22 protein-coding genes are annotated in these 20,332 nt (G+C 71.0%); 3 read left to right on the forward strand and 19 right to left on the reverse strand.

Going from position 1 to position 20,332, the window contains the following annotated elements; translation table 11 throughout:
- Window positions 1-73: 73 nt before the first annotated feature.
- From ACFC1J_RS13865 to infC, 7 genes are all read right to left on the reverse strand, one after another.
- Window positions 74-1,051, reverse strand: coding sequence for a TAXI family TRAP transporter solute-binding subunit (locus ACFC1J_RS13865; protein ID WP_375907059.1), 978 nt, complete (start codon window positions 1,049-1,051; stop codon window positions 74-76).
- The gene (locus tag ACFC1J_RS13870; protein WP_375907062.1) at window positions 1,048-2,427 is read right to left on the reverse strand and encodes a sensor histidine kinase; all 1,380 of its coding nucleotides are present in this window, start codon (window positions 2,425-2,427) and stop codon (window positions 1,048-1,050) included. Before ACFC1J_RS13870 ends, ACFC1J_RS13865 begins: the two co-directional genes overlap by 4 nt.
- Window positions 2,428-2,430: 3 nt before the next feature.
- Window positions 2,431-3,099: a response regulator transcription factor gene (locus ACFC1J_RS13875; protein ID WP_375907065.1), complete on the reverse strand. Its 669-nt coding sequence runs from the start codon at window positions 3,097-3,099 to the stop codon at window positions 2,431-2,433.
- Between the two features lie 25 nt (window positions 3,100-3,124).
- Window positions 3,125-3,925, reverse strand: coding sequence for a TrmH family RNA methyltransferase (locus tag ACFC1J_RS13880; RefSeq protein ID WP_375907068.1), 801 nt, complete (start codon window positions 3,923-3,925; stop codon window positions 3,125-3,127).
- An 87-nt stretch (window positions 3,926-4,012) separates the two neighbouring features.
- Complete coding sequence (rplT, locus tag ACFC1J_RS13885; protein ID WP_045272308.1) at window positions 4,013-4,399, reverse strand: 50S ribosomal protein L20; 387 nt, start codon at window positions 4,397-4,399, stop codon at window positions 4,013-4,015.
- Between the two features lie 29 nt (window positions 4,400-4,428).
- Window positions 4,429-4,623 (reverse strand): 50S ribosomal protein L35, encoded by a 195-nt coding sequence (rpmI, locus tag ACFC1J_RS13890; protein ID WP_182253581.1) that lies wholly within the window; start codon window positions 4,621-4,623, stop codon window positions 4,429-4,431.
- Between the two features lie 87 nt (window positions 4,624-4,710).
- A complete protein-coding gene (gene infC / locus ACFC1J_RS13895) occupies window positions 4,711-5,358 on the reverse strand; it encodes a translation initiation factor IF-3 (RefSeq protein WP_375907728.1) in 648 nt (215 codons plus the stop codon).
- Between the two features lie 279 nt (window positions 5,359-5,637).
- Here infC and ACFC1J_RS13900 point away from each other — a divergent pair, with 279 nt between their 5' ends.
- Window positions 5,638-6,015, forward strand: coding sequence for a DUF1844 domain-containing protein (locus ACFC1J_RS13900; protein WP_375907072.1), 378 nt, complete (start codon window positions 5,638-5,640; stop codon window positions 6,013-6,015).
- A 39-nt stretch (window positions 6,016-6,054) separates the two neighbouring features.
- Here the strand turns inward: ACFC1J_RS13900 and ACFC1J_RS13905 are convergent, their stop codons facing one another.
- From ACFC1J_RS13905 to ACFC1J_RS13930, 6 genes are all read right to left on the reverse strand, one after another.
- The gene (locus ACFC1J_RS13905; protein WP_375907075.1) at window positions 6,055-6,870 is read right to left on the reverse strand and encodes an SseB family protein; all 816 of its coding nucleotides are present in this window, start codon (window positions 6,868-6,870) and stop codon (window positions 6,055-6,057) included.
- Window positions 6,854-7,600, reverse strand: coding sequence for a bifunctional 1-(5-phosphoribosyl)-5-((5-phosphoribosylamino)methylideneamino)imidazole-4-carboxamide isomerase/phosphoribosylanthranilate isomerase PriA (gene priA / locus ACFC1J_RS13910; protein ID WP_375907731.1), 747 nt, complete (start codon window positions 7,598-7,600; stop codon window positions 6,854-6,856). Before priA ends, ACFC1J_RS13905 begins: the two co-directional genes overlap by 17 nt.
- 111 nt (window positions 7,601-7,711) lie before the next feature.
- Window positions 7,712-8,362 (reverse strand): imidazole glycerol phosphate synthase subunit HisH, encoded by a 651-nt coding sequence (hisH, locus tag ACFC1J_RS13915; protein ID WP_375907078.1) that lies wholly within the window; start codon window positions 8,360-8,362, stop codon window positions 7,712-7,714.
- Complete coding sequence (hisB, locus tag ACFC1J_RS13920; protein ID WP_045272301.1) at window positions 8,359-8,979, reverse strand: imidazoleglycerol-phosphate dehydratase HisB; 621 nt, start codon at window positions 8,977-8,979, stop codon at window positions 8,359-8,361. Before hisB ends, hisH begins: the two co-directional genes overlap by 4 nt.
- Window positions 8,976-10,061: a histidinol-phosphate transaminase gene (locus ACFC1J_RS13925; protein WP_375907081.1), complete on the reverse strand. Its 1,086-nt coding sequence runs from the start codon at window positions 10,059-10,061 to the stop codon at window positions 8,976-8,978. Before ACFC1J_RS13925 ends, hisB begins: the two co-directional genes overlap by 4 nt.
- Window positions 10,062-10,135: 74 nt before the next feature.
- Window positions 10,136-10,492, reverse strand: coding sequence for a LysM peptidoglycan-binding domain-containing protein (locus ACFC1J_RS13930; protein WP_375907084.1), 357 nt, complete (start codon window positions 10,490-10,492; stop codon window positions 10,136-10,138).
- A gap of 321 nt (window positions 10,493-10,813) precedes the next feature.
- Between ACFC1J_RS13930 and lexA the strand changes: the two genes are divergently transcribed.
- Window positions 10,814-11,500: a transcriptional repressor LexA gene (gene lexA, locus ACFC1J_RS13935; RefSeq protein ID WP_292716078.1), complete on the forward strand. Its 687-nt coding sequence runs from the start codon at window positions 10,814-10,816 to the stop codon at window positions 11,498-11,500.
- A 119-nt stretch (window positions 11,501-11,619) separates the two neighbouring features.
- Here the strand turns inward: lexA and metE are convergent, their stop codons facing one another.
- A complete protein-coding gene (metE, locus tag ACFC1J_RS13940; protein WP_375907087.1) occupies window positions 11,620-13,941 on the reverse strand; it encodes a 5-methyltetrahydropteroyltriglutamate--homocysteine S-methyltransferase in 2,322 nt (773 codons plus the stop codon).
- Between the two features lie 37 nt (window positions 13,942-13,978).
- Complete coding sequence (locus ACFC1J_RS13945; protein ID WP_375907090.1) at window positions 13,979-14,992, reverse strand: methylenetetrahydrofolate reductase; 1,014 nt, start codon at window positions 14,990-14,992, stop codon at window positions 13,979-13,981.
- Window positions 14,993-15,139: 147 nt separating this feature from the next.
- Between ACFC1J_RS13945 and ACFC1J_RS13950 the strand changes: the two genes are divergently transcribed.
- A complete protein-coding gene (locus ACFC1J_RS13950; protein ID WP_375907093.1) occupies window positions 15,140-17,008 on the forward strand; it encodes a S9 family peptidase in 1,869 nt (622 codons plus the stop codon).
- A gap of 29 nt (window positions 17,009-17,037) precedes the next feature.
- Here ACFC1J_RS13950 and smpB read toward each other — a convergent pair whose 3' ends face one another.
- The 4 genes from smpB to ACFC1J_RS13970 form a co-directional block, all read right to left on the reverse strand.
- Window positions 17,038-17,514 (reverse strand): SsrA-binding protein SmpB, encoded by a 477-nt coding sequence (gene smpB, locus ACFC1J_RS13955; protein WP_375907096.1) that lies wholly within the window; start codon window positions 17,512-17,514, stop codon window positions 17,038-17,040.
- A gap of 105 nt (window positions 17,515-17,619) precedes the next feature.
- Window positions 17,620-18,534 carry a permease-like cell division protein FtsX gene (gene ftsX / locus ACFC1J_RS13960; RefSeq protein ID WP_375907099.1) on the reverse strand — a complete coding sequence of 305 codons (915 nt, stop codon included), beginning with the start codon at window positions 18,532-18,534 and terminating at the stop codon, window positions 17,620-17,622.
- On the reverse strand, window positions 18,531-19,529 hold the full coding sequence (gene ftsE, locus ACFC1J_RS13965; RefSeq protein WP_375907102.1) for a cell division ATP-binding protein FtsE: 999 nt from the start codon (window positions 19,527-19,529) through the stop codon (window positions 18,531-18,533). Before ftsE ends, ftsX begins: the two co-directional genes overlap by 4 nt.
- Before the next feature lie 100 nt (window positions 19,530-19,629).
- Window positions 19,630-20,274 carry a C40 family peptidase gene (locus ACFC1J_RS13970; RefSeq protein ID WP_375907105.1) on the reverse strand — a complete coding sequence of 215 codons (645 nt, stop codon included), beginning with the start codon at window positions 20,272-20,274 and terminating at the stop codon, window positions 19,630-19,632.
- Window positions 20,275-20,332: the final 58 nt, after the last annotated feature.

Consider the following 20,332-nt stretch of genomic DNA (forward strand, 5'->3'; position numbering starts at 1 on the left):
CTTGAGGGTTTCGTCACCCCCGTTTCCGGGCTGTTTCCTGCATGCGACCGCGATGTTCCGCGGAAGGATCCGGTCAGTCGTGAGTCTCGCGGTAGTAGCGCACGGCGCCGGGGTGCAGCGCGATCGGGTCGGTGAAGATCGCCTGCCGTCGATCGAGCAGCGCGGCCGCCGGCGCGCGCCGGGCGATCGTCACGCGTTCGTCGAACAGCACCGCGGTCGCATCGTGGATGAGCCCCTCCGGCGCATCGGCGCGGGCGACCAGGTAGTTCGGCACGGTCATCGTCACCGTCGAGGTGTCGATGCCGTAGCCGCCGATCGGGAAGTCCGCCTGCCGGTAGGCCCCCGCGTGCGCCGCGTTGACCGCGTCGACGACGGACGGAGGGATCGACAGCAGCCGGATCGGGGTGTCGGCCGCGAGCGTCGCGATGCCCGGTGTCGGCAGCCCGCCGACCCAGAAGAAGGCCTCGATCTCGCCCCTGCGGAGGGCGGCGATCGAGCCCTCCAGCCCCAGCTCGGGGTTGCGGATCGTGGCGGCGTCGACATCGGCGGCCGCGAGCACGCGGCCGGCCACGAGCTCCACGCCCGATCCGCGCGCACCGAGGGACACCGCGCGGCCGGCGAGGTCCCGGAGGTCGCGCACGTCGGACCCCTCCCGGACCACGATGTGCACGTACTCGTCGTACAGCCGCGCGACCGCGACGATGGGGACGGCCTCGGGGAAGGCGCCCGTGCCGGCCACGGCGTCGGCGACCGCATCGCCCTGGGCGAAGCCGAGCACCGCCCGTCCTGACCCGACCCGCTCCAGGTTGTCCACCGATCCGTTGGTCTGCTGTGCGGCGAACCTGGCCCCCAGGCGCGCGGTGAGCACCTCGGCGAACTGCTGGCCGTAGGCGTAGTACACGCCGGTCGCTCCCCCACCCGCGATCGCCTGCGGCTTGTCCGCCCAGCTGCGATCCTCGGGCGCGCACGAGGCGAGCGCCGACGCGCTCAGCACGCACAGCAGGAGCGCGAGCAGCATCCGCACCGTCGCTCGCGGGGATCGCCTGGTCATCGCACCTCCGCCGCAGGGAGCATCAGGACCACGCGCAGCCCGCCGCCGTCCGCCGCTTCGACGCGCACTCCGGCATCGACCGTGGCCAGCAGATCCGTGGCGATCGCGAGTCCCAGGCCGGTGCCGGGGATCGCGCGCGTCCGGTCGCTGCGCCAGTGCCGGTCGGTCGCGTGCGCGAGCTCCTCCTCGGGGATCCCAGGGCCGTGATCGCGCACCGACAGCTCGCAGCCCGCCTCGCCCCGCGCCGCCGTGACCTCGATCGCGGTGCCGGCGGGCGAGAACTTCACGGCGTTGTCGATCACGGCGTCCAGTGCGCTCTCCGCGATGGTCTCGTCCGTGCGGGAGCGCACGGGGCCTTCGATGTGCAGCACGAGCGCGACGCCCTTCGCGGCCGCCGCATCCCGCCAGGCCGCCACGCGGCGCTCGGCGAGGGCGGCGAGATCGATCGGATCCTGCAGCGGCGCCGGATCCGCCCCGCGTGCGAAGGACAGCAGCGTGTCCAGGATCCTGGTCATCCGCCTGCCCTCCTCGCGCGTGGCCTCGATCTCCCGGTCCCAGCCGCGATCCAGGCCCGTGGCGAGCGATTCCACCCGCAGCAGCAGAGCGCTGAGCGGATTGCGCAGCTCGTGCGAGGCGTTGAGCGCGAACTCCTGCTGACGCGACACGACGCGCTCGATCTCCTCCGCCATCCGGTTGAAGAGCAGAATCATGCGATGCAGCTCCGGAGGGCCGGTGTCGTCGGCGATCCGCGCCTCCATGTCGCCGCGCTCGATCGCCTCCATCGCCTCGTCCACACGATGCACGGGCTTGAGCACCCACCGCGCGAGACCCAGCACCACGAGAAGGCCGACCCCGATCGCGATCACGCTCACGACGCCGAGCAGGACCCACTGGCGCACGATCTCGGCCCGCGGCGCCTCCACGCTCGCCGACATGACCACGGCTCCGATGACGTCGCCCTGGTCGAAGATCGGCTCCACGAGGGACTGCTCGGCGAACTGCCACGGCAGCAGGACCGGTTCCGGCAGATCGCTGCGCCGCCCGGAGAGGGCGAGCTTCACCTTGTCGGCTGTCGCGTCGTCCAGCACCGGGGCGTCGCCCTGCTGGGGCGACCACGGCCGACCGGAACGGTCCACCACGATCACGCGGGTGCCGTAGAGCTCGTGGTAGCGCCGCAGCTCACCGTCCAGCACCTCGGCGCTCCCGGACAGCAGCGCCTGCCGCGCACTCGTCACGAAGGTGCCGATGTCGCCGACCTGCTGCGTGTAGAAGCTCTGCTGCACGCCGCGCGAGGCCGTCCAGCCGTAGGCGCCGCCGAGCAGCAGCAGCACGGCCGCGAGCGGCACCAGGAACACGATGAACAATCGCTTCCGCACGGGTCACAGCCCCGTCAGGCGGTAGCCCACGCCGCGGACCGTCTCGATGAGCGCGGGCCGCCCGAGCTTGCGGCGGATCGAGGCGACGTGCACCTCGAGCGAGCGGGCGAAGCTCTGCCAGTCGGTGTTCCACACCTCGCGGATGAGCCGCTCCCTCGGCACGGGCACGCCCGGATAGCGGGCCAGCACCGCGACGATGTCGAACTCCTTGCGGGTCAGCTCCACGGGTTCGCCGTCGACGAGCACCCGGCGCGCGACCAGATCGATCCGCACGCCGTCGATGTCGATGCCCACCGGCCCGACCTCGGCGCCGATCGCGTGGCTGCGGCGGGTGACCGCCTCGATGCGGGCCAGCAGCTCCTGCACGTCGTAGGGCTTGACGAGGAAGTCGTCGGCGCCGGCCCGCAGCCCCCGAATCCGCTCGTGAACCTGGCTGCGCGCCGTGGCGATGAGGATCGGAACCCCGCTGACCGCGCGGATGCGCCGGCACAGCTCGATGCCATCGATGTCGGGGAGGCCGAGATCGAGGATCACGGCCTCGGTGTCCGTCCCGAGCATGTCGAGGGCGCCGCGCCCGTCCCCGACGCGCTCGACCGCGTAACCGGCGCGGCCGAGGAAGCCGGCAAGCGCATCGGCCACGCGTTCGTCGTCTTCGACGATGAGGATCTTCATACCGGGGGCGTGTCTCCTGGTGCGCCTAGGCCCGCTGCGCGAACGCGCTCTCGTACAGGCACACGCTCGCGGCGGTCGCGAGGTTCAGGGATTCGGCGCGGCCGAAGATCGGCAGCCGCAGCGCGCGATCGGCCAGCTTCAGCGCAGGCTCCTCGAGCCCTCGGGCCTCGTTGCCGAACAGCCAGGCCGTCGGCCGGGCCAGCGCACCCTCGGCGCGGGCCGCGAGCAGGTCGTCGCCCTTCACGTCCGCCGCGACGACCTGCAGGCCCGCCGCGTGCGCGCGTGCGACGACGTCGGAGAGCTCTCCGCCGACCGAGACCGGCAGATGGAACAGGGATCCGGTGGTCGAGCGCACGACCTTCGGGTTGTACAGGTCGACCGTGCGGCCGGTGAGCACGACCGCATCGGCACCGGTCGCATCGGCGGCGCGGATGATCGTGCCGAGGTTGCCCGGATCGCGGATCTCCTCGCAGATCGCGACGAGGCGCGGCGACGCGGCGAAGATGTCCCGCACCGAGGTGGGCGTCTGCCGGGCGACCGCGACCACGCCCTGGGGCGTGACGGTGTCGGCCATCGCCGCGAGCACGAACTCTGTCACGTACTCGAAGCGCACGTCCGCGTCGGCCGCGGCCTGACGCAGGTCGCCGTGCTTGTCCCACGCGGTCGGCGTCGCGAAGAGCTCGACGATCGCCTCGGGCCGATAGGACAGCGCCTCGCGCACCGCCTGCGGTCCCTCCAGTAGGAACAGGCCGGTCTCGGTGCGGGCACTGCGCTTGGTGAGCTTGGCGACGGCGCGCACGCGCGGGGATCGGGGATTCTCCAGCACCATCACAGTCTAGGGACACGGAAGGGGCGCCGTCCTCGCGGACGGCGCCCCTTCGACAACAATCGGTCGCTGAGCCTGTCGAAGCGCTTACGCAGCCGACTTGGGCGCGTTGACGTCCGCCGGCAGAGCCTTGCGGGCCGTCTCGACCAGAGCGGCGAAGGTCGCCGGCTCGTTCACCGCGAGCTCGGCGAGCATGCGGCGGTCGACCTGGACGCCGGCGAGACCGAGGCCCTGGATGAAGCGGTTGTACGTGATGCCGTTCTGGCGGGCAGCGGCGTTGATGCGCTGGATCCACAGACGGCGGAAGTCGCCCTTGCGCTTGCGACGGTCGCGGTACGCGTAGACGAGGGAGTGGGTGACCTGCTCCTTCGCCTTGCGGTACAGGCGCGAGCGCTGGCCACGGTAACCCGAGGCGCGCTCGAGGATGACGCGGCGCTTCTTGTGAGCGTTGACGGCGCGCTTGACTCTAGCCATTTTCGTGTATTCCTATCGTGCGATCGGCGTCAGCGGCCGAGGAGCTTCTTGGCGACCTTGGCGTCTGCCTTCGACAGCACCTGGTCCTGGTTGAGGCGACGGGTGCGACGGCTCGACTTCAGCTCGAGGTTGTGGCGCATCCCGGCCTGCTGCTTCTTCAGCTTTCCGCTGCCGGTGATCTTGAAGCGCTTCTTGGCACCCGAGTGGGTCTTCTGCTTCGGCATCTTCTCTTCCTTCGTATGGCGCCCAGCTGGGCGACAGGGTTCTGCCCGTCGTGCGGGAGGTCTGTGTGGGGCTGTCGGATCCGGGGATCACTCAGCCGGAGCGGCCGGGGCGGCCGGGGCTGCCGCTTCGGCCGGGGCGCCGGGCGCCTTGGCATCGCGGGCGGCCTGCTTGTTGGCCGCGCGCTGTGCGTCGCGCACGGCGTTCTGCTCGGCCTTCGCCTCGGACTTGTTCTTCAGCGGGGCGACCACCATGACCATGTTGCGTCCGTCGATGGTGGGGTTGGACTCCACCGTGCCGAACTCGGCCACGTCCTCCGCGAACTTGCGGAGGAGTCGCACGCCCTGCTCGGGACGGGACTGCTCCCGGCCGCGGAACAGGATCATCGCCTTCACCTTGTCGCCCGCCTTGAGGAAGCCCTCGGCGCGCTTGAGCTTCGTCGTGTAGTCGTGCGCCTCGATCTTCAGACGGAAGCGCACCTCCTTCAGGATCGTGTTCGCCTGGTTGCGGCGAGCTTCCTTCGCCTTCTGCGCGGCCTCGTACTTGAACTTGCCGTAGTCCATGATCTTGACCACGGGAGGCTTCGAGTTCGGGGCGACCTCGACGAGATCGAGGTCGGCTTCCTGCGCAAGACGCAGCGCCGCCTCGATACGGACGACGCCGATCTGCTCACCCGCGGGGCCGACGAGGCGGACCTCGGGGACGCGGATGCGCTCATTGGTGCGGGGATCGCTGATGCGGACTCCTTAGACGATGGTTTCAGCCACCGTGATCCGGACAGATCACGGGCGAAATCAGAATCGTCCCACCCGCCGGCATTCAGACGCCGGCGGCACCCTGACCCGCTGCGCAGCCTTCGCTGCACAGCGGCTACCGACGTGAATCGGCGGAGTGCTGAACCCGGTAGCCTTGAGCGGCAAGCGCGGGTGGGAAGTGAATCCTCTTTCGTGCCGGGACATAAGCCCCGGAGCCCGCAGAAGTCTATCAGAAGGCAAGACCTTCGGAAAGCCGGCACAGTGAGCACTCCCGCGCCCGACGGCCACGAGCACGTCACCCCCCTCTCCCCCGACGCCTCAGGAGCCGCGCGCGACATCGCGGACGTCGCGGCCGTCGAGGTGATCACCACCGCCGCCGTGCACCTGCTGAGCGCGGCCGCGGTCAAGGTGGGCCTCGCGGACGACCCCGAGACACAGAAGGACCTGGACGAGGCGCGCAAGCTCATCAACGCCCTGGCCGGACTCATCACCGCCGCCGCCCCCGAGATCAGCGACATGCACGCGCGCTCCCTGCGCGACGGCCTGCGCTCCGTGCAGCTCGCCTTCCGTGAGGCCTCCGTCATCCCCGACCCGATCGGGCAGGGTCCCGGCGAGAAGTGGACCGGTCCGGTCACCTGAGGCCGATGCCGGCGGGGGCGAGTGCGCTCGCCTCCGCCGTCAGGCGCTCGCGCGCAGGCGCACGGTGAGCGAGTCGACGAGCACCGCGATGCGGTCGTCGGCCGCCCAGCGCTGCGCGAGGCGGGCGAGCACCGCATCGAGCGTCTCGCGGTCCAGCCCCTCGACGAGCTCCAGCGTCACGACGAGCTCCGGCCCGCGCAGGCGCGCATCGGGGTCGCCCGCGGAGACGGCGACGTCGATCACGGCGAGCTCGCTGCCGACGCTCTCCAGGAGCCCCGCGTAGACCTCGGGCGAGAGGAAGCTCGGCTCCCACTGCTGCCCCTGCGCGATCGCCCACACCGCGGGGCGGCGCAGGACGAACTCAGTCGCGGATCCGGGATCCAGCACGATCAGCTCCGCATCGCCCGACGAGGCGGACAGCGCCACGCGGGTGGCCTCGACAGGGATGGGGCGCGCGACCGGATCCCAGGAGCGCATGGCGTCCACGCTCGTGAAGGCCGGCTGCACTGTGCGCCCGTCGGGCGCGGCGACCGTGACGAGGGAGAGCTCCTGCGTCTTGTCGACCGTGAGTCCGGACGGCGCCACGCCTTCCTCGCCCTTCTCCGCGACGAGCGGCACCAGCACGCGCGCCGCGCGGAACGCGTCCACGACCTCGGCCTGCGAGCCGTCTCCGCCCCGGAAGCGCGTCAGCGCGTCCCAGAGCGCCGGATCCGCGGATCCGTCGTCGCTCGCGCGGGTGTTCTCCTGGAAGGAGCGTCCCGCCCAGGGGACGCCCGCCGAGTCGCCCGTGTTGCCGTGCGCGCCGTGGTCGTGGTCGCACGCCCCGGACGCGGCGTGGTCAGGATCCGGCGACATCCAGCGCCTCGGCCAGGGTGAACGCGCCCGCGTACAGCGCCTTGCCGACGATCGCGCCCTCGACGCCGAGAGGCACGAGCTCGCGGAGCGCGGCGATGTCGTCGAGGTTCGCGATGCCGCCCGATGCCACGACGGGCTTCGGGGTGCGTGCGGTGATCTCGCGGAGCAGGTCGAGGTTCGGGCCCTTGAGCGTGCCGTCCTTGGTGACGTCGGTGACGACGTAGCGGCTGCAGCCGGCATCCTCGAGGCGGTCGAGGACCGTCCAGAGGTCGCCGCCCTCCTTGGTCCAGCCACGGGCCGCAAGGGTCGTGCCGCGCACGTCCAGGCCCACCGCGACCGCGTCGCCGTAGCGGGCGATGACGTCGGCCGCCCACTCGGGGTTCTCGAGCGCCGCGGTGCCGAGGTTGATGCGGGAAGCGCCCGACTCCAGCGCCGCCTCGAGGCTCGCGTCGTCGCGGATGCCCCCGGAAAGCTCGACGTTGACGCCGCGGAACTGCTTGATCACGCGGCGCAGGATCGCGGTGTTGCTGCCGCGGCCGAACGCGGCGTCGAGGTCGACGAGGTGGATCCACTCGGCGCCCTGATCCACCCACTCCGCGGCGGCGTCCATCGGATCGCCGTAGCTGGTCTCGCTTCCGGCCTCGCCCTGCGTCAGGCGGACGGCCTGCCCGCCCGCGACATCCACGGCCGGGAGGAGGGTCAGGGAGGGGGACTGCGCGAACTCGTTCATGTCGTCCTTCGGGTCACGATGCACCGCGCGCTTCGAGCGCGGCACGAGAGAAGAGAGTAGTCCGCGCATGGTCGGGGCACCAATCCCCCGCCGTCACACGGACCACACGGATCAGAGCGTGGAGATCCAGTTCCGCAGCAGCTGGATGCCCGCCTCGCCGGACTTCTCCGGGTGGAACTGCGTGGCGGAGAGGGGGCCGTTCTCGACCGCGGCCAGGAACCGCGAGCCGTGCTCGGCCCAGGTGAGGTGCGGCTGCGGGAACGGCGGAATGACATCCAGCTCCCACGTCTGAGCGGCGAAGGAGTGCACGAAGTAGAACCGCTCGTGCTCGATCCCGCGGAACAGCACGCTGCCGGGGTCGGGCTCCACGGTGTTCCAGCCCATGTGCGGCAGGACCGGCGCATCGAGCTCGGTCACGATGCCGGGCCACTCGCCGAGCCCGTCGACCTCGGCGCCGCGCTCGACGCCGCCCGCGAACAGAACCTGCATGCCCACGCAGATGCCCAGCACGGGGCGGCCGCCGGCCAGGCGCCGCTCGATGATCTCGTCGCCGCCGTGCGCCGCCAGCGCCTCGCGGACGGCCGCGAAAGCGCCGACGCCGGGCACCACGAGCCCGTCGGCTTCGAGCGCGGCCGCGCGGTCGCCGGTCAGCTGCGCGTCGGCGCCGGCGCGGATCAGCGCCTTCACGGCGGAGTGCACGTTGCCGGATCCGTAGTCGAAGACCGCGACGGTCGGACGACGTCCCTCCGCGCCCTCGGTCACAGCGCGCCCTTGGTGGAGGGCACGCCGACCACGAGGGGGTCGAGAGCCTTGGCCTGACGGAACGCACGCGCGAACGCCTTGAACTCGGCCTCCGCGATGTGGTGCGGGTCGCGGCCGCTGATCACGCGCACGTGCACGGTCAGGGCGGCGTTGTACGCGATCGCCTCGAAGACGTGTCGCACGAGGGATCCGGTGAAGTGGCCGCCGATGAGGTGGTGCTCGTAGCCAGCCGGCTCGCCCTCGTGCACGAGGTAGGGACGACCGGAGATGTCGACGACCGCCTGCACGAGAGCCTCGTCCAGCGGGACGAGCGCGTCGCCGTAGCGGGAGATGCCGCTCTTGTCGCCGAGCGCCTCGCGGATCGCCTGGCCGAGCACGATCGCCACGTCCTCCACGGTGTGGTGCGCGTCGATGTGGGTGTCGCCCGAGGCGCGCACGGTCAGATCGGTGAGCGAGTGCTTCGCGAACGCCGTCAGCAGGTGGTCGAAGAACGGGACCGAGGTGTCGATGTGGCTCTGCCCCGTGCCGTCGAGGTCGAGCTCGAGCTCGATCGTCGACTCGGACGTGGAACGGGTACGGCGCGCGGTCCGGGCCGCAGCAGGGGTCTCAGCGGTCATGAGGCCGATCCTATCGAGGCGAGGGCGTCCAGGAATGCGGTGGTCTCGGCCTCGGTGCCGGCCGTGACGCGCAGGTGGCGCGGGATGCCGACATCGCGGATCAGCACCCCCTTGTCGTACAGGGCACGCCAGGTCGCGGCGGGGTCAGCGACCCCGCCGAACAGCACGAAGTTGGACCAGGACGGGTGGGGGTCGTACCCCAGGGCCTCGAGCGTGGCGGAGATCCGATCGCGCTGCGCGACGATCTCGTCGACCATCGCAAGCATGATCGGAGCATTCCGCAGCGCTGCGATCGCCGCCGCCTGGGTGAGCGCGCTCAGGTGGTACGGCAGGCGCACCAGACGCAGGGCGTCGATGAACGCCGGATCCGCGGCGAGGTAGCCGACCCTCGCTCCCGCGAACGCGAAGGCCTTGCTCATGGTGCGGGAGACGGCGAGGCGCGGCCGTCCTTCGAGCAGCGTGAGCGCCGACGGCGAATCCTTCGGGGCGAACTCCTGGTACGCCTCATCGACGATCACGATGCCTCGCGCGGCCTCGTACACCGCCTCGATCACGTCGAGCGGCAGCGGGGTGCCCGTGGGGTTGTTCGGCGCGCACAGCAGGATCACGTCGGGATCGTGCTCCCGGACCTGCGCGACCGCCTCGTCGACGGTCAGCTCGTAGTCGGGGTGGCGGACGCCGGCGACCCAGGTGGCACCCGTGCCCTGGGCGAGCAGCGGGTACATCGAGTAGGTCGGCGCGAATCCGAACACGGTGCGGCCAGGACCTGCAAAGGCCTGCAGGATATGCTGGAGAACCTCGTTGGATCCGTTGCCCGCCCAGATGTTCGCGGCCACGAGATCGTGGCCGAGGTAGCCGGCGAACGCCTCACGGAGCTCGGTGAACTCGCGGTCCGGGTAGCGGTTGACGTCGCGCAGCGCGACGGCGATGTCGTCGAGGATGTCGCTCGCGACCCGCTCGGGAACCGGATGCGTGTTCTCGTTCACGTTCAGCGCCACGGGCAGAGGCGCCTGCGGGGCGCCGTAGGGGCGCAGCCCGCGGAGGTCGTCACGAAGGGGTAAGTCGTCGAGCGAGACAGTCACCCTGCCATGCTAGGCGGCCCGGCTGTGGCCGATCGCACAGATGACCGCGGTTGCTGAGCTCCGTCGAAGTAAGATCAGCGTCCGGTCGCGCCGTACTCCGCGGGGATGGCCAGGTGCTGCCCGACCTCGATCACGCCGCCGTCGACGAGGTTCAGCTGGGAGATCTTGGCGACGACATCGCGCGGGTCGGCGTTCGGAGCGACCTCGCCCGCGATCGACCACAGGGTGTCGCCGGGCTGCACGGTGATGGTCGTGAACGTGTTGCCCGTCGTCTGCTCACCGGAGGCGAGCGCGGATCCGCCGCTCAGCGCCGCGAACGCGATCGCCGCGGCCACCGGGAGCGCGACCAGCGCGGCGAGCACGCGCCGACCGCGTGCGGTGATCCGCAGTCGCGTGGCGGGAACCGGACCGGCAAAGGTGATGCTGCTCATGGTGCTTCTCCTCAGTGTCTGTGTCGGTCCGCCTCTCCCCGGATCGGGATCCCGTGTGGAGGATCTTCGAATCCGGGCCTCTGGAGAGGCGAACCTACGTACCGAAACTACTTTCGAGTTCGAACATCTGTCAAGCGGTCTTCGAATATCGGTTCCGATGATTCGCCGACACGCTCGAACAGATCTATCGATTCCGCCCCGATCTCGGATACGGTTTCGATACGAAGACCCCATCACGGACCACCGACATTCGAATCGCCGCCCGCGAATCCATGCCGATCCCCGGATCCGTGAGGGCCCGACGCACACGAAGGAGATGGCATGAGCGACGGTGCGAACCTCGGCTCCGAGGCCCCGCGGACGCGGCGCCGCAAGAGCCTCAGTGCGAAGCAGATGGCGATCCTCGAGGTCATCCAGACCTCGATCGCCCGGTACGGCTACCCGCCGAGCATGCGCGAGATCGGCGACGCCGTGGGTCTCAAGTCCCTCAGCAGCGTGACGCATCAGCTCGGTCAGCTCGAACTCAGCGGCTATCTGCGCCGCGACGCGGGCAAGACCCGCGCCATGGAGGTCCTGATCGACCTGCCGGGCCTCTCGACCGAGAACCCCGCCGACGCCGCCCCCTCGGTCGGCGATGCCGCGCTCGTGCCCCTCGTGGGCAGGATCGCCGCCGGCGTGCCGATCACGGCCGAGCAGCAGGTCGAGGAGATCTTCCCCCTTCCCCGTCAGCTCGTCGGCAAGGGCGACCTGTTCATGCTCAAGGTCTCGGGCGAGTCGATGATCGACGCCGCCATCTGCGACGGCGACTGGGTGGTCGTGCGCTCGCAGGGCACCGCCGAGAACGGCGAGATCGTCGCAGCCATGCTCGACGGAGAGGCCACGGTCAAGACGTTCCGCCGCCGGGACGGCCACGTGTGGCTGCTCCCCCGCAACAGCGCTTTCGAGCCGATCCTGGGCGATGACGCCACGGTGCTCGGCAAGATCGTGGCGGTGCTGCGCGCCGTCTGATCCCACCCCGTCCACGTCGAGGCCCCCTCTCAGCACCGAGGCCCCCTCTCAGATCCGTATCTGAGAGGGGGCCTCGGTGCTGCGAGGGGGCTTCGGTGAAGACGCCCGACGCGGAGGGATCAGACGGCGACCGACACGTCCTCGCGGACGCGGCGGGTGGCCTCGACGATGTTGCGCAGCGAGGCGTTGGTCTCCTCGTAGCCGCGCGTCTTCAGGCCGCAGTCCGGGTTGACCCAGAGCTGACGCGTCGGGATCTCCTCGACCGCGCGGCGCAGAAGCGCCTCGACCTCGGACGCGTCCGGCACGCGCGGCGAGTGGATGTCGTACACGCCGGGGCCGATGCCGTGGTCGAAGCCCGCCGCGGCGATGTCCGTGACGACCTCCATACGGCTGCGGGCGGCCTCGATCGAGGTGACGTCCGCGTCGAGCGCACGGATCGCGTCGATCACGACGCCGAACTCCGAGTAGCAGAGATGCGTGTGCACCTGCGTGGCCGTCTCCGCACCCGCCGTGGAGAGGCGGAACGAGGCGACGGACCAGTCCAGGTACGCCGGCTGGTCGGCCTTCTTGAGCGGCAGGAGCTCGCGCAGTGCCGGCTCGTCGACCTGGATGACGCCGATCCCGGCGGCCTCGAGGTCCGCGATCTCGTCGCGCAGCGCCAGGGCGACCTGGTTCGCCGTCTCGGCGAGCGGCTGGTCGTCGCGGACGAACGACCACGCGAGGATCGTGACCGGACCGGTCAGCATGCCCTTCATCGGCTTCGCGGTGAGTGACTGCGCGTACTCGGACCACGCGACGGTGATCGGCGCCGGACGGGAGACGTCGCCCCAGAGGATCGACGGGCGCGTGGCGCGGGATCCGTAGGACTGCACCCAGCCGTTCTCGGTGACGTCGAAGCCGTCGAGGTTCTCGGCGAAGTACTGCACCATGTCGTTGCGCTCGGGCTCGCCGTGCACCAGCACGTCCAGGCCCAGCTCCTCCTGCAGCGTCACGACCCGGCCGATCTCCTCGCGGAGGAAGCCGTCGTACTCGTCCGCGGTGATCTCGCCCTTGGTGAACTGCGCGCGGGCGCGACGGATCTCGCCCGTCTGGGGGAAGGATCCGATCGTCGTGAGCGGCAGCGCCGGCAGGTCGAGCGCGATCGACTGCGCGGCCACTCGGGCCTCGTAGTCGCCGCGGTCGAAGTCGGCGTCCGTCAGCGCCGAGGTGCGCGCGCGGACGGCGTCCACCCGCACGCCGGGAGCGCTGAGCCGGTCAGCCAGGGCGGCGGAGGCGGCGTCGAGCTCGGCGGCGATCGCGGCGCGACCCTCGGCGAGGCCCCTGGCGAGGGTCGTGACCTGAGCGACCTTCTGGTCGGCGAACGCCAGCCAGCTCACGAGGCGGGCGTCGAGCTTCGTCTCGTCCTCGACGTCGTGCGGCACGTGCTGCAGCGAGGTGGAGGTGGCCGCGGCCACGCCGGCCGCGCCGAGACCGCGCAGGGCCTCGAGGGTGTCGAACGCCGCGGAGAGGTCGCCGCGCCAGATGTTGTGGCCGTCGACCACGCCACCGACGAGCACCTTGTCGGCGAGACCGGGGACGGATGCCGGCACCGCGCCGCGCACGAGGTCGAGGCCGATCGCCTCGATCGGAGCGGCGGCGAGGACCGCGAGGTTCGCGTCGAGGGCCGCATACGGGGCCGCGACGAAGATCGCCGGGCGCTCCGCGAGACCGCCGAGGACCGCGTACGCGCGCTCCGCAGCCGTGCCGAGCGCGGCGGTCGAGGCGGGCAGCGACTCGCTCACGAGCGCCGGCTCATCCAGCTGCACCCACTCGGCGCCGGCGGCCTTGAGCGCACCGAGCACCTCGGCGTAGACCGCGACGAGGTCGTCCAGGCGCGACAGCGGGTCGAAGCCCTCCGGCGCCTCGTCGGCGGCCTTGGCGAGCGCGAGGAACGTGACGGGGCCGACGAGCACGGGGCGGGTGCGGAAGCCGGCCTCCGCCGCTTCCTGCACCTGACGCACGACACGGTCGCTGGACAGGGAGAAGACGGTGTCGGGACCGATCTCGGGCACGAGGTAGTGGTAGTTCGTGTCGAACCACTTCGTCATCTCGAGCGGCGCGCGCTCGCCCTCGCCACGGGCGACGGTGAAGTACGCCGGCAGGCCGATCGTGCCGTCGGCGGACCGCAGGTCCTCGAAGCGGGCGGGGATCGCGCCCACGGTGACCGCGGCGTCGAGCACCTGGTCGTAGTACGAGAAGGACTCGGGGATCGCCGAGTCGGAGCGGCCGAGGCCCTGCGCGGCGAGGCGCTCGCGCGTCGTCGCGCGCAGCTCGGCCGCGGTGCGCTCGAGCTCGGCCTCGTCGATCCGTCCGGCCCAGAACGCCTCGACGGCCTTCTTGAGCTCACGGCGACGGCCGATGCGCGGGTAGCCCAGGACGGTGCCCTCGGGGAATGCGGTCATGACGGTCCTCTCTGACGGAAGGGGGGAAGGATGCGGCCTAGTGCGCGCCGCGGGTCTCTGCCAACGGGAGGGCGGCGCCCGTGGAGGACGCCGCCGAGCCTTCGGGGAGGACCCCGGCGGCCGTGAGCACGTCCAGCACGGTGCGGTGCTGGTTGAACGCGTACAGGTGGATCCCCGGCGCCCCGCCGTCCACGAGCTCCCGCACGAGCTCCGACGCATGCGCGACGCCGATCTCGGTGCGGCCCTCGGCGGTCGGCTCGACCTCGAGGTCGATCGACAGCTCGGCGGGAAGCTCCTCGCCGCTGAGTTCCAGCACGCGGCGCAGGCGCGCGGGCGACGTGATCGGCATGATGCCGGGCAGGATCGGGATCGTCACGCCCGCGCGGCGCGCGCGCTCGACGAAGGCGAAGTAGTCGTCCGGGTGGAAGAACAGCTGCGTGATCGCGAGTGTCGCCCCCGCGGCCTGCTTGGCCAGCAACGCGTCGATGTCCTGGTTGCGGTAGGTCGAGCGCGGATGCCCGTTGGGATAGGCGGCGACGGCGATGTTCACCTTCCGGCGCGGCGTGACCTGCACGGCTCCGGGAACGCCCGGGATCGGTCGTTCCTGGTACGGCGCCCGCTCGGCCTGCGCGCGGTCGATCAGCTGCACGAGCTGCGCCGAGCTCTCCAGGTCTCCGAGGAACGGCTGGCTCTCGTCGAGCGGCGGGTCGCCGCGCAGGGCGAGGAAGCTGAGGATCCCCGCGTCGAGGAACTCCCGGATCAGCCGCGAGGCTCCGGCGTACGTGTTGCCCACGCAGGTGAGGTGCGCGAGCGGGTCGACGGACGTGTGCTCGCGGATGTAGCGCAGCACGTCGAGCGAGCGCCCGCCGACGGATCCGCCCGCGCCGTAGGTCACCGAGATGAATCGCGGCGCGGTCGAGGCGAGCTGCTGGATCGTCTCGTGCAGCGCCTCGATGGGCGCCGTGGTGCGCGGCGGATACAGCTCGAAGGAGATCGGGACGCGCGGAACGACGGCCCCCACGGGGGCGAACGGCGGCGCGTCGAAGGACATCTCTCTCCTGGGTCGGGGCGGTCACCCCACGCTAGGCGGCGCCGCCATGCGACGCATGCTGTGTTTCGCCATGTGTCGGCGCCCCGGGCGTGCCCGGCACGCGGCGCCGGATGAGACCGCGAGCGCCTGTTCTCCTAGGCTCGAATCATGACGACTCCGTACGGATCCTGGCCTTCCCCGCTCTCCGCGGCCGACCTCGCCGTCGCCGGCACGAAGATCGACGGCGCCCGCTACGCCGCGGGCGGGATCTGGTGGAGCGAATCCGTGCCGCAGGAGCGAGGGCGCATGCGCGTGATGCGCCGCGACGGCGACGGCGGCGCGCGCGAGGTGCTGCGCGCGCCGTGGAGCGCGCGCTCCCGCGTGCACGAGTACGGCGGCGGCGCGTGGACGGTCGCCGAGGACGGCACTCTGCTCTTCGTCGACGGCGAGGATCAGCGCGTGCACCGGCTGGATCCCGAGACGGACGCGCCCGTCCCGCTCACCGCGCCGGGTCCGCGGTACGGCGGGCTGCGGGTGCAGCAGGGGCGTCTGTTCGCGGTGCGCGAAGATCTGCGCGCCGACCCGCACGAGCGCGCGATCGTGGAGATCCCGCTCGACGGGTCCGCGGCGGAAGACGACAGCGCTGTCACCACGATCCTCGACGACGATGGCTTCTTCGCCCATCCGGCGCTCTCTCCTGACGGGACCAGGCTCGCACTCGTGACGTGGGATGTGCGGCGAATGCCGTGGGAGGCGTCCGAAGCGCTCGTCGTGGATCTGGTGACGGGATCGCGAGCCACTATGACGGGCTGCGCCGCGCTGCAGCCCGAGTGGCTCAGCGACCACGAGCTGCTGTTCAGCCATGACGCGACCGGACGATGGAACCTTTACCGCGCGACACCCGGCGGCATACCCACCGCCGTCTCGCCCGCCGACGCCGACACCGGCGGCGGACTGTGGGTGCTCGGCCAACGATGGTTCCGGGTGCTCGAGGACGGCAGGATCCTGGCCGTCCGCACGAACGGATCCGATGCACTCGTGCTGCTCGACGCCGACGGCGCGCTCCTGCGTGAACTCGACGTGCCCTTCGACGGCGACCTCAGCCTGGAGGACGCGCAGGGGTCCCGCGTGCTGATCACCGGACAGGGACGACGGGTCACACCGGGCCTCTGGGAACTGGATATCGATGCGGGCGTCGCGCGCGCGATCCGCGGCGGTGATCCCGTCGACCCCGCGTGGGTGCCCGGCGCGCGCGCGGTGACCTTCGATGGACCGCACGGCCCGGTGCACGCGTTCGACCACACGCCGGCCAACCCGAATGCCGATCCGGATCCGGGTTCGCTGCCGCCCTACGTCGTGCAGGTGCACGGCGGGCCGACGGCCCACTCCTCGGGCGCACAGGCGGGATGGATCACGTACTTCACCAGCCGCGGCATCGGCGTGCTCGAGGTGAACTACGGCGGATCCACCGGCTACGGCCGGGAGTACCGCACACGGCTCGACGGCGAGTGGGGCGTCGTCGACGTGGACGACGTGCTGGCCGCGGCTCAGGGACTCGCGGACGCCGGCCTCGCCGACCCCGCCCGCATCGCGATCCGCGGAGGATCCGCCGGCGGCTGGACCGTGCTGTCCGCCCTCGTCCGCGGCGGGATGTTCGCCGCGGGCCTGGACCGGTACGGCGTCGTGGACCTTCGCCTGCTCGCCGAGGAGACGCACGACTTCGAGCGCTACTACCTCGACGGCCTGGTGGGACCGCTGCCGGAGGCCGAGCAGACGTACATCGACAGATCCCCGCTCACCCACGCCGATCGCATCGACGTGCCCGTGCTGATCCTGCAGGGTGCCGACGACGCGGTCGTGCCGCCGTCCCAGTCGGAGGCGATCCGCGATGCGCTCGCCGCGCGCGGGGTGCCGCACGAGTACGTGCTGTTCGAGGGCGAGGGGCACGGATTCCGGCAGGCGGACACGATCATCGCGGCGGCCGAGGCCGAGCTGCGGTTCCTCGGTTCGGCGTTCGGATTCGACCCGGCGCCGTAACCGGCTCCGATCCGACCCGGTGGCGTGGGTTACTCCCCGAGGCGGTTGCGCGAACGCATCGCGCGCTCCGCCTCGCGGGAGTCCTGACGCTCGCGCAGGGCCTGTCGCTTGTCGTACTCGCGCTTGCCCTTCGCGAGGGCGATCTCGACCTTGGCGCGCCCGTCGGAGAAGTACAGCCGCAGCGGGATGAGCGTGTAGCCGCCCGCGGAGACCGCGTGCGAGAGCTTCGCGATCTCCTCCTTGTGCAGCAGCAGCTTGCGGATCCGCTTGGCGGAGTGGTTCGTCCAGTGCCCCTGCGAGTACTCCGGGATGTGCACGGCGTCGAGGAACGCCTCGTCGCCCTTGATGAACGCGTATCCGTCCGTCAGGTTCGCACGCCCCTGGCGCAGCGACTTCACCTCGGTGCCGGTGAGCACGAGCCCCGCCTCGTACGACTTCTCCAGGTTGTAGTCGTGACGTGCGCGACGATTGGTCGCGATGACCTTCTCCCCGCGTTCCCTGGGCATGGTTGTCTCCTGCTGTTCGTGTGACGGATCCGGCACGCGCCGGTCAGGCCCGAGAAGGCCAGCCCGCCAGTCTATACACGGAAGGGCTCCTGCCGCACGGTCGGCTCAGGCGCGCAGCCAGCGGCGGATCGCGAACCCGGCGCTGAGCGCGGCGAGGATCACGCCGATGCCGATGAGCACCGGCACCACGAGCATCGCCTCGTTGAGCCCGACCCAGGTCGTGATGAAGGAGACCCGCTTGGTGAGGTAGTCCTGCACGCCGAAGTGCACGCCCAACAGCACCGCGGCGCTCGCGAGCACGGATCCGATCACGGCCGCGAAGACGCCCTCCAGGACGAACGGGGTCTGGATGAATCTGTTCGAGGCGCCGACGAGGCGCATGATCCCGATCTCCCGCCGTCGCGCGTAGGCCGACAATCGGATCGTGGTGCCGATCAGCAGCACCGCGGCGATCAGCATCAGCACCGCGATCCCGACGGCGATGTAGGTCGCGACGGTCAGGGCGTTGAAGAGCGGATCCAGATACTCGAGCTGGTCCTTGACCTCGTCCACGCCCTTGACGCCGCTGAAGGCGTCGGCGATGACGGCGGATTGGGTCTGGTCCTTGAGGTTGACCTTGAAGACCGCGTTGACCTGATCGGCGGTGAGCACGCCGGCATAGTCCTTGCCGACGAGCTTCAGGGTCTCCTGATAGGCCTGGTCGGCGGTCTGGAAGCTGCTCTGGGAGATCAGCGGCTTGAGGGTGGAGCCGTCGAGCTCCGCCTGCACGGCCTTGATCTGGTCCTCCGTCGCGGTGCCGCCGATGCAGCCCGGCGACGTCGAGACCGACGAGCACATGTAGATCGCGACCTGGGCGCGGTCCTGCCAGTAGGCGCGCATCGTGCCGATCTGCGCCTGCATCAGGATCGCCGCGCCCACGAAGGTGAGCGAGACGAACGTGACGAGCACGACCGAGATGACCATGGAGGCGTTGCGGCGCAGGCCCGTGAGCGCCTCGCCGAGGATGAGTCCGAACCTCATGACGTCGGACCCACTTCCTCGTCGTCGCCGGTATCGAGTCCGAGCCGGTCCGCCACGCCCAGTTCGGCCAGGTCGACGGCGGGGATCGTGATCGGATGCGTCGCAGGACGCGCGTCGTCGGACGGCTTGACCGTCGCCTGCTGCGGTGCGGCGGTCGCTGCCGCCGCGTGGTGGTCCACGGCCGGAGCGGGCGCGGAACCCGGATCCGCGATCGCGGCCTCCGTCTGGCGGTGCACCTCGCGCACGGTCTGGAGGGCGGCGGTGGCTGCGGCTCCGCGGATCGCCTCGGGCTCCAGGCGCGGGACGTTGGACGTGTCGCCGTAGCCGCCGCCGACCTCGTCGCGCACCATCTCGCCGTCGCGCAGCTCGATCACGCGGCGCTGCATCTGGTCGACGAATGCGGCCTCGTGCGTGGCCATGAGCACCGTGGTGCCGCCGGCGTTGATCCGGGCGAGCAGCTGCATGATGTCGACCGAGGTGCCGGGGTCGAGGTTTCCGGTCGGCTCGTCGGCGAGCACGATCTGCGGACGGTTCACGATGGCACGGGCGATCGCCACGCGCTGCTGTTCACCGCCGGAGAGCTCGTGCGGGAGGCGCTTCTCCTTGCCGCTCAGACCGACGAGCGCGAGCGCCTCCGGCACCGCCTGCTGAATGAATCCGCGGGAGGCGCCGGTCACCTGCAGGGTGAAGGCGACGTTCTGGTAGACGGTCTTGGAAGGCAGCAGGCGGAAGTCTTGGAAGACGGATCCGATGCTGCGGCGGAAGTACGGGACCTTGCGGTTCGCGATGGACTTCAGGTCGCGCCCGAGTACGGCGACGCGGCCGGACGTGGGCGACTCCTCACGGAGGATCAGCTGCAGGCAGGAGCTCTTCCCGGATCCCGACGCGCCGACGAGGAAGACGAACTCGCCTCGCTGCACCTCGAAATCGACCCCGGACAGCGCGGGACGCTTGGTGCCGCGATAGCGCTTGGTGACGTTCTCGAATCGGATCATGGCGTGTCGAGCCTAAACGGGCACCGCACGCAGCCCGCGAGCGACACCCCACCCCGGCGGGTTCCCCGGCTATGAGGTGCCTGGGATGGGTCCTCGCGCGTCAGAGCCGGATGAAGATCGGCGGACCAGAGCTCGCCCAGGGCGCGTGGTGCTCGACGTAGCGGCCCCAGTCCGGCGCGTCGATGATGCCGCCCGCGCCGTCCCAGATGCCGATGTGCCGGCCGGGCCACCACACCAGGTCGCCGGCGCGCGCCTCGTCGGCGGAGATCACCGTGCCCAGCGCCGCCTGGTTGTCGGCGCCGCGGGGAAGGCTGATGCCGAAGCGCCCGTACACGTACTGCACGAGCCCGTCGCAGCCGAAGGAGTCGCTCGGATCCGCGCCCCAGCCGTAGGGGACGACGCCCACGAACGTCTGCGCGTACGCGACGACCGCGTCCCCGGAGAACTCCTGCGCCGGAGCCGCGGATGCCACGGACGTCGGGGAACTCGCGGCGGGCGCAGGTGCGGCGCTCGGCTCGACGACCGGCGCCGGCGGGGTGTACAGCACGTCGAAGACAGCCCTCGTCGTACCGGGCTCCTGCGCGGCGGACGCGACCGTGTAGGTCTGCGGCGCGACGACGAGCGACACCGTGTGCGCCGGGGACGCCGATGCTCCCGGTGCGAAGGCGTACGCAGCCGTCGCCGCCACCGGGACGATCAGCGCCGCGATCGCGCAGCCGGCCGCCGTCTTCCGTGTCACAGTCATCGGGGTTCTCCGTGTCACAGCCATCGGGTCACCACCCTATGACACGCGCGGACGCCAC

This window comes from Microbacterium sp. NPDC056052 (assembly GCF_042266785.1).
GTDB lineage: Bacteria > Actinomycetota > Actinomycetes > Actinomycetales > Microbacteriaceae > Microbacterium.

Coding starts and splice junctions, on each gene's coding strand:
- ACFC1J_RS13865 (WP_375907059.1), bottom strand. CDS start 1,051: ATGACCAGGCGATCCCCGCGAGCGACGGTGCGGATGCTGCTCGCGCTC.
- ACFC1J_RS13875 (WP_375907065.1), bottom strand. CDS start 3,099: ATGAAGATCCTCATCGTCGAAGACGACGAACGCGTGGCCGATGCGCTT.
- rplT (WP_045272308.1), bottom strand. CDS start 4,399: ATGGCTAGAGTCAAGCGCGCCGTCAACGCTCACAAGAAGCGCCGCGTC.
- rpmI (WP_182253581.1), bottom strand. CDS start 4,623: ATGCCGAAGCAGAAGACCCACTCGGGTGCCAAGAAGCGCTTCAAGATC.
- ACFC1J_RS13905 (WP_375907075.1), bottom strand. CDS start 6,870: ATGTCGCCGGATCCTGACCACGCCGCGTCCGGGGCGTGCGACCACGAC.
- priA (WP_375907731.1), bottom strand. CDS start 7,600: ATGAACGAGTTCGCGCAGTCCCCCTCCCTGACCCTCCTCCCGGCCGTG.
- hisB (WP_045272301.1), bottom strand. CDS start 8,979: ATGACCGCTGAGACCCCTGCTGCGGCCCGGACCGCGCGCCGTACCCGT.
- ACFC1J_RS13930 (WP_375907084.1), bottom strand. CDS start 10,492: ATGAGCAGCATCACCTTTGCCGGTCCGGTTCCCGCCACGCGACTGCGG.
- lexA (WP_292716078.1), top strand. CDS start 10,814: ATGAGCGACGGTGCGAACCTCGGCTCCGAGGCCCCGCGGACGCGGCGC.
- metE (WP_375907087.1), bottom strand. CDS start 13,941: ATGACCGCATTCCCCGAGGGCACCGTCCTGGGCTACCCGCGCATCGGC.
- ACFC1J_RS13945 (WP_375907090.1), bottom strand. CDS start 14,992: ATGTCCTTCGACGCGCCGCCGTTCGCCCCCGTGGGGGCCGTCGTTCCG.
- ACFC1J_RS13950 (WP_375907093.1), top strand. CDS start 15,140: ATGACGACTCCGTACGGATCCTGGCCTTCCCCGCTCTCCGCGGCCGAC.
- smpB (WP_375907096.1), bottom strand. CDS start 17,514: ATGCCCAGGGAACGCGGGGAGAAGGTCATCGCGACCAATCGTCGCGCA.
- ftsX (WP_375907099.1), bottom strand. CDS start 18,534: ATGAGGTTCGGACTCATCCTCGGCGAGGCGCTCACGGGCCTGCGCCGC.
- ftsE (WP_375907102.1), bottom strand. CDS start 19,529: ATGATCCGATTCGAGAACGTCACCAAGCGCTATCGCGGCACCAAGCGT.
- ACFC1J_RS13970 (WP_375907105.1), bottom strand. CDS start 20,274: ATGACTGTGACACGGAAGACGGCGGCCGGCTGCGCGATCGCGGCGCTG.